The organism is Limnohabitans sp. (genome assembly GCF_038134685.1).
Taxonomy (GTDB): Bacteria; Pseudomonadota; Gammaproteobacteria; order Burkholderiales; family Burkholderiaceae_C; genus Limnohabitans_A.
Map to the genome: position 1 here is coordinate 75,433 of NZ_JAYPVP010000004.1, position 7,229 is coordinate 82,661.

The window sequence follows — 7,229 nt, forward strand, 5'->3', positions numbered from 1 at the left end:
TGACGCTGTTGGTCCAGGGCAAAGTCGATCATCATGATGGCGTTTTTCTTGACAATGCCGATCAGCAGCAAGATGCCGATGGTGGCGATCAAGGTCAGGTCCTGCTTGAACAGCATCAGCGTGACCAAAGCACCTACTGCCGCTGAGGGAAGGCCCGCCAGGATGGTGATGGGGTGGATATAGCTTTCGTACAGCACCCCCAGCAGCACATAGATCACCAGCAGAGCGCCGAGAATCAGCACCACCTGGTTACCCTGCGAGTTCTTGAACACCGCTGCATCACCACCATAGCTGGTGATGATGGAGGGCGGCAAACCAATGGACGCGCCGATCTTTTCCAGCGCATTGGTGGCATCGCCCAAGGCCACGCCAGGGGCCAGGTTGAACGAGATCGTCACAGCCTGCAACTGGCCTACGTGGTTGATGGCCGAAGGCCCGACCGTGCGTTTGACCGTTGCCACAGCAGACAAGGGCACCAAGGCACCAGTGTTGGACCGGACAAACAAGGTGTTGAGTGCCGACTCGTCCTTTTTCAGTTCCGGATCGACTTCCAGAATCACACGGTAACTGTCTGTCGGCAAATAAATGGTCGCCACTTGACGCTGACCAAATGCGCTATACAGCGTGGATCGCACAGCCTCCTGGGTCACGCCCAGCGCATTGGCACGGTCTCGGTCCACGTTGATCGTGGCTTGCAAACCTCGCATTTGCACGTCAGTGTTCACGTCCTGGAACATGGGCTCTGTGCGCATGCCTTGCACCAGCTTGTCTGACCAGCTGTACAGGGCATCAGCCTGCACACTTTGCAAAACATACTGGTACTGCGCCTTGCTCATGCGACCGCCAAGTTGCAGGTTCTGCACCGGACGCATGAACACACGCAGACCCGGTACTGCACGCAGCTTGCCGCGCAAACGGTTGATGACCTGGTCCACGCCCGCGCGTTCGGACCGGTCCTTGAGCGCAATGAACATGCGACCCGAGTTTTGCGAGCCACCCGCACCTGCAAACGAGGTGACTTTGTCCACTGCAGGGTCCTTGCGGATGATCTCGGTGGCCTGGTTTTGCAGGCGTACCAGCTCTTCGAAAGACACGTCCTGCGCCGCCTCGGTGGAGACTGTGATCTGGCCAATGTCTTCCTGCGGGAAAAAGCCTTTTGGAATCACCATGAACAACCAGGCAGTCGCCACAAACGTTGCCAGTGCCACACCCAGCACCGCCTTGCGGTGTGCCAGCGCCCAGTCCAGCACACGTGTGTATGCGGCCAGCGTGGCCTCAAAGCCGTGCTCGAATGCGGTGACAACACGGTTCTCGTTGACATGCTGTCCGTCTTCGGTTTTGAGAAAGCGGCTGGCCAGCATCGGCACCAAAGTGAGTGAAACGAATGCCGACACCACAATTGCCAAACCCACCACCACGGCAAATTCGTGGAACAGCAGACCAATCACCCCAGGCATGAAGAAGATGGGAATGAACACCGCAATCAGTGAAGTAGAGATCGAGATGATGGTGAAGCCCACCTCGCGCGAACCCTTGAGCGCAGCAGCGAAGGGCTTCTCACCCTCCTCAATGTGGCGCATGATGTTTTCCAGCATCACAATGGCATCGTCCACCACCAAGCCCACCGCCAGCGTCAGCCCCAGCAAGGAAATGTTGTCCAAGCTATAGCTCAAGCCCCACAGCAGCGCCACCGCACCCAGCAGGGACACAGGCAAAGACAGCGTGGGAATCACGGTTGCCACCACGCGTCGCAAGAACAAATAAATCACCAGCACCACCAGCACAATCGTGCCCAGCAGGGTCAGCGTGACATCGTGCATGGCCTCACGCACCGAGGTCGAGCGATCGATAAAGGGTGTGACTTCCAGCGATTGGGGTAGCTGCTCTCCCAGTTGCGTCAGGGCTTGGCGTACACCATCGACCACCTTGACGGTGTTGGCATCAGGCTGTCGTTGCACCGCCAGCACGATGGAGGGGGTTCCTTCAAAGTTGCCGTAGGTTTTGACGTTTTCCAGGCTGTCTTCGACATTCGCCACATCACGCAAACGCACTGTGGCGCCGTTGCGTGTGGCCACAATAAGGTTGGCAAATTCAGCCGCGTTGCGCAGCTGCTCGTTGGCCACCACGGTCAGGGTCTGGCGGTCACCATCGAGTGAGCCCAGGGGCGTATTCGAATTGGCAGCGGCCAAAGCCTTGGACACATCCTCAATGGCCATGTTGCGGGCAGCCAAAGCAGCGGGGTTCACACGCACACGCACCGCAAAGCGTTTGGAGCCATAAACGTTGACTTGCGCCACGCCCTCGATCATGGACAGCGTGGGCACGATCAGGTGCTCGGCATAGTCCTGCATCTCGGTCAACGACAGCGCATCGGACGTCATGGCCGCAATCAGGACCGGCGCATCAGCCGGGTTGACCTTTCGGTAAGACGGCGGCTGCGTCATTTCGACGGGCAGGGTTCGTTGGGCACGCAGCAAGGCGGCCTGCACATCGAGTGCGGCACCATCCATGCTCTTGCCTTCGGCAAACTCGAGCGTCAGCGAGGTGCTGCCTGTAGAGCTGGTCGAGCTCATTTGCACCAGACCCGGAATTTGCTGGAACTGCTTTTCGAGCGCCAACGCGACCGAAGACGCCATGGTCTCTGGACTGGCGCCAGGCAAATTGGCTGACACGTTGATCACGGGCGTGTCGTAACTGGGCAGCGCCGAAACAGGAATGGAGCGGTAGCCCAACACCCCAGCCAGCAAAATGCCCAGGTTCAGCAGCACCGTCATCACCGGACGGCGAATGAAAAGTTCTGAAAGATTCATGACTTTTTCTCGGCGCGTGGCTTGTCAGAACCCGGCTTAACTTCACTCACCGGCGCATTCGGACGCACGTTTTGGCGCCCATCGACAACCACTTTGCTGCCTGGTTCCAGGCCACTGACTGCTGCCATATCGGCCTGCATGGCCAGCACCTTGACAGGCTGCACATTGGCCTTGCCCTCTCGCACCACAAACACCGCCGTACCTTTGGGATTTTGCACCAAGGCTTGCGTCGGAATCACCACAGCACTGTCAAGGTGCTGCGTCTGCAAACGGGCCCGTACGAACTGACCGGGCCACAGCTGGCCTTGTTCATTGCCGACCCGTGCCTTGACCTTGACGGTACCTGTGGCCGCATCGACCACGTTGTCCACAAAGGTCAATTTACCGGTGACGCTTTTTCCGGCCTGGGCCAGAGCGATATCGACCTCAGGAAGATCTGCCTTTTTCAGCCGCGCCAACAGCGCAGGCAAGCTGTCTTGCGGCACGCTGAAGGCCACGTCAACCGACTCGGTCTGAACAATGGTGCCCAGCGAGGTGTCGTTGACTTTGACCACTGAGCCCACAAACACGGGCACACCCCCGAGGCGACCACTGACTGCAGCACGCACTTGTCCATAGGAAAGGGGAACCTTGGCAGCCTCGACTGCAGCGCGGTCGGCATTGACCACGGCTTGCAGGCTTTCAACATTGGACTGCGCCGTCTCAGCCGCACCACGCGACATGAAATTCTGCGCCACCAACTCTTGTGCCCGTTGGTACTGACGCTGCGCATCGGCCAAGGCGGCCTGATCCTTGAGCAACTGGGCTTGCGCCTTGGCCAAGTTGGCCTGGTCGAGTTGCGTGTCCAAGGTGAACAGCAATTGGCCGGCTTTGACCATCTGCCCTTCTTTCACATGCACCTGGCGAATCACGCCGCTCATTTGCGGTCGTATATCGACCATTGACACCGGTGTGACGGTGCCCGCGGCTTCAAGCACCACATCAAAAGGCTTTTGCACAGCCTCTTGTGTGGTCACGGGTACGCCTTGACCTCCACCCGGCCCCGCACCTTGCCCGCCGGCAGGCTTGCCTTCGGCTGCTGTTGCAGGTTTGGTGGTGTCTGCGTCTTTGTTACCGCACGCCACCAAAGCCAAAGAACCAGAGGCCACCACGGCGGCCACGCTCATCCAACGCCAGGATTTGTTCATATCGGGGTTTTTATAAAAGTCAGGTCCCCATATTATGAAAAATAAAGGCCTGCTTTGCAGGCAGGCCTTTCAAACCAAGGTAAAGAATCCGTAAACGTCAAAAAATCAGCTTGACTCCGGTCTTGGACTGGATGAACTCGGGCGTTACGCCTTCGGCCAGCTCCACCACTTGCAAGCCCTTGGGCGTCACGTCCATCACCCCCAGGTCGGTGATGATGCGGTCCACCACGCCTTTGCCCGTCAGGGGCAAGGTGCACTCGGGCAGGATCTTCATGTCTTCGGTGCCGTCTTTTTTCTTGGCCACGTGTTCCATCAGCACGATCACTCGCTTGACGCCAGCAACCAGGTCCATCGCGCCGCCCATGCCTTTGACCATCTTGCCCGGAATCATCCAGTTGGCCAGGTCACCTTGGTCGGTCACCTGCATGGCCCCCAAAATGGACAGGTTGATTTTGCCTCCACGAATCATGGCAAAGCTTTCGTGGCTGCCAAAAATGGACGAGCCCTTGAGGGTGGTCACAGTCTGCTTGCCGGCGTTGATCAGGTCAGCGTCCACTTCGTCTTCATACGGGAAGGGGCCGATGCCGAGCATGCCGTTTTCGCTTTGCAACCAGACTTCAATGTGGTCAGGCACATGGTTGGCCACCAGCGTCGGTATGCCGATGCCCAGGTTTACATAGAAACCATCTTGCAGTTCTTTTGCCGCACGCGCGGCCATTTGGTCTTGGGTCCAGGCCATGGTGTAACTCCTTAAACTTTGCGGTCGCGGGTGGTGCGTTTTTCAATGCGCTTTTCGGGCGTGGGGTTATGCACGATGCGGTGCACGTAAATGCCTGGCAGGTGCACATCGTCGGGGGCAATTTCGCCCGTGGCCACCACGCGCTCGACTTCCACCACGCAAATCTTGCCAGCCATGGCGGCTGCAGGGTTGAAGTTACGCGCTGTCAGGTTGAAGCGCAGATTGCCCGAACGGTCGGCCACATCGGCTTTGATCAGTGCCACTTCGGGCACCAATGCACGTTCCATGACATAGGTTTCGCCATCAAACTCGCGCAGTTCCTTGCCTTCGGCCACCAAAGTGCCCACACCGGTTTTGGTGAAGAAAGCCGGAATGCCGGCACCGCCAGCGCGCAGCTTTTCAGCCAGCGTGCCTTGAGGGGTGAATTCAAGTTCGAGTTCGCCGGCCAGATATTGACGCTCGAACTCCTTGTTTTCGCCCACATAAGACGAAATCATTTTCTTGATCTGGCGGGTTTCCAGCAGCTTGCCCAGGCCAAAGCCGTCAACGCCAGCGTTGTTGGAAATGACGGTCAGGTCCTTGACGCCGGTGTCGCGCAACGCGTCGATCAGGGCTTCAGGAATGCCACACAGGCCAAAACCGCCCACAGCCATCAGCTGGCCGTCGGCCACGATGTCCTTGAGCGCCTCGGCGGCAGAGGGAAAAACTTTGTTCACGCAAATCTCCAGTCAAAGGGGATGGAATGACGCTACGATACTACGTATTCAAATACGTAGTTTTTCGTAATGGTGACCCCGCATGCCACAAGACATCGACTACCGACTCGCCTTTGACCTAGCCCCCATCGGCATGGTGCTTTCGCGCAACCGCACCATGGTGGACTGCAACCAGCGCGTGTGCGAAATGTTTGGTGTGAACCGCGAGCAACTGGTAGGCCAGAGCTTTCAGTTGCTTTACCCCAGCGCCGACGAATACGAGCGCACCGGCCAGCGCATCGCGCCCATTTTGAACACCAACGGGGTCTATGCCGACGACCGGGTCATGAAACGGGTGGACGGTCGCCTCAAGGGCGAAACCTTCTGGTGCCACGTCACGGGCCGCGCCCTCAACCGCGATGCCCCGCACGAAGCGGGCATCTGGACGTTTGAAGACTTGTCTGCACGCAAGCCCGTCAAGGCCGAACTCACCGCTCGCGAACGCGAAGTGGCCGCGCACCTGATGGACGGCCTGACCAGCAAGGAGATTGGCCGAGCCCTGGGCATCAGCCACCGCACCGTAGAAATTTACCGCGTCAAGCTCATGCGCAAATACCAGGCCAGCGGCGCTGCCGACCTGATCCAGAAGCTGATGCGCGGATAAGACTCAAGCCCTTGGCGGCTCCACCACCTCTGCCGCGGTGCGAAAGCCCTCCACCGCTGCGGGCACGCCGCAGTAAATGGCCGCATGCAGAAAAATCTCCTGCAACTCTTCAGGCGTCACACCGTTATTCAGGGCACCACGCACATGGCCTTTGAGCTCGTGCGATTTGCCCAGAGCGGTGAGCATGGCCACCGTGATCATGCTGCGGGTCTTGAGGTCCAGACCCGGCCGCTGCCAGGTATTGCCCCAGGCTTCGCGGGTGATGTGCTCCTGAATCGGGCGGGTGAATTCGGTCATGCTGTCAAAGGCACGGTCCACAAAGGCTTGGCCCATGACTTGGGTGCGCGTGGCCAGACCCGCTTGAAAGGCGGCATCCTGAGGTAATGAGGGACGGGTATCGGACATGACAGGCTCCTGAAGAATCGGTGAGCATAATGAAAAGACTTTAAGCACGACTGACGAGACACACCATGAGCACACGCTACCCCCACCCTGACTTGAACACGCTGCCCGACGACATCCGCGCCAAAATTCTGGAAGTGCAGGAAAAAGCGGGGTTTGTGCCCAACGTATTCCTTGCGTTTGCGCGTCGCCCCGCCGAGTGGCGTGCGTTTTTTGCCTACCACGATGCCCTCATGGCGCCCGAGAGTGTAGGCCGCACCAGCAATCTGACCAAAGGTGACCGCGAGATGATCGTCACGACCACCAGCGCGGCCAACAACTGCCTGTACTGCGTGGTGGCGCACGGGGCCATTTTGCGCATTTACGAAAAGAAACCCCCGGTGGCCGATCAGGTGGCCGTGAATTACCGCAAGGCCGACATCAGCCCACGCCAACGCGCCATGCTGGACTTTGCCATGAAGGTCTGCACCGACTCCGACAAGGTCGAAGACGCCGACTTTGCCGCCCTCCACGTCCATGGCTTTGACGACGAAGACATTTGGGATATTACCGCCATCACCGCGTTTTTCGGCTTGTCCAACCGCATGGCCAGCGTGACCGGCATGTTGCCCAACCCCGAGTTCTACCTGATGGGCCGTATGCCCAAAGCCAAGGCCTGAGGCTCAGCCTTCCACTGTGACCATCTTTCGCACCCATTCGGGCAGCTCAATGGCTTTTTGCTGAGGGAAATCC

7 protein-coding genes and 1 pseudogene are annotated in these 7,229 nt (G+C 58.6%); 2 read left to right on the forward strand and 6 right to left on the reverse strand.

Annotation, left to right across the window (positions count from 1 at the left end):
* The 4 genes from AAFM15_RS02960 to AAFM15_RS02975 form a co-directional block, all read right to left on the reverse strand.
* A partial coding sequence (locus tag AAFM15_RS02960; protein WP_341685210.1) for an efflux RND transporter permease subunit occupies positions 1-2,810 on the reverse strand: 2,810 nt, incomplete at its 3' end.
* On the reverse strand, positions 2,807-3,997 hold the full coding sequence (locus AAFM15_RS02965; protein WP_341685211.1) for an efflux RND transporter periplasmic adaptor subunit: 1,191 nt from the start codon (positions 3,995-3,997) through the stop codon (positions 2,807-2,809). The genes AAFM15_RS02965 and AAFM15_RS02960, both read right to left, overlap by 4 nt.
* 97 nt (positions 3,998-4,094) lie before the next feature.
* Complete coding sequence (locus AAFM15_RS02970) at positions 4,095-4,736, reverse strand: 3-oxoacid CoA-transferase subunit B (protein WP_341685212.1); 642 nt, start codon at positions 4,734-4,736, stop codon at positions 4,095-4,097.
* An 11-nt stretch (positions 4,737-4,747) separates the two neighbouring features.
* Complete coding sequence (locus tag AAFM15_RS02975; protein ID WP_341685213.1) at positions 4,748-5,452, reverse strand: CoA transferase subunit A; 705 nt, start codon at positions 5,450-5,452, stop codon at positions 4,748-4,750.
* An 82-nt stretch (positions 5,453-5,534) separates the two neighbouring features.
* On the opposite strand from AAFM15_RS02975, the gene AAFM15_RS02980 reads away from it, so the two are divergent.
* Complete coding sequence (locus tag AAFM15_RS02980; RefSeq protein WP_341685214.1) at positions 5,535-6,095, forward strand: PAS and helix-turn-helix domain-containing protein; 561 nt, start codon at positions 5,535-5,537, stop codon at positions 6,093-6,095.
* Positions 6,096-6,098: 3 nt separating this feature from the next.
* Here the strand turns inward: AAFM15_RS02980 and AAFM15_RS02985 are convergent, their stop codons facing one another.
* The gene (locus tag AAFM15_RS02985; protein ID WP_341685215.1) at positions 6,099-6,500 is read right to left on the reverse strand and encodes a carboxymuconolactone decarboxylase family protein; all 402 of its coding nucleotides are present in this window, start codon (positions 6,498-6,500) and stop codon (positions 6,099-6,101) included.
* Positions 6,501-6,565: 65 nt separating this feature from the next.
* On the opposite strand from AAFM15_RS02985, the gene AAFM15_RS02990 reads away from it, so the two are divergent.
* Positions 6,566-7,156 (forward strand): peroxidase-related enzyme, encoded by a 591-nt coding sequence (locus AAFM15_RS02990; protein WP_341685216.1) that lies wholly within the window; start codon positions 6,566-6,568, stop codon positions 7,154-7,156.
* Positions 7,157-7,159: 3 nt separating this feature from the next.
* Here AAFM15_RS02990 and AAFM15_RS02995 read toward each other — a convergent pair.
* Positions 7,160-7,229 (reverse strand): annotated as a pseudogene (locus AAFM15_RS02995) (acyl-CoA thioesterase); the annotation flags it as partial.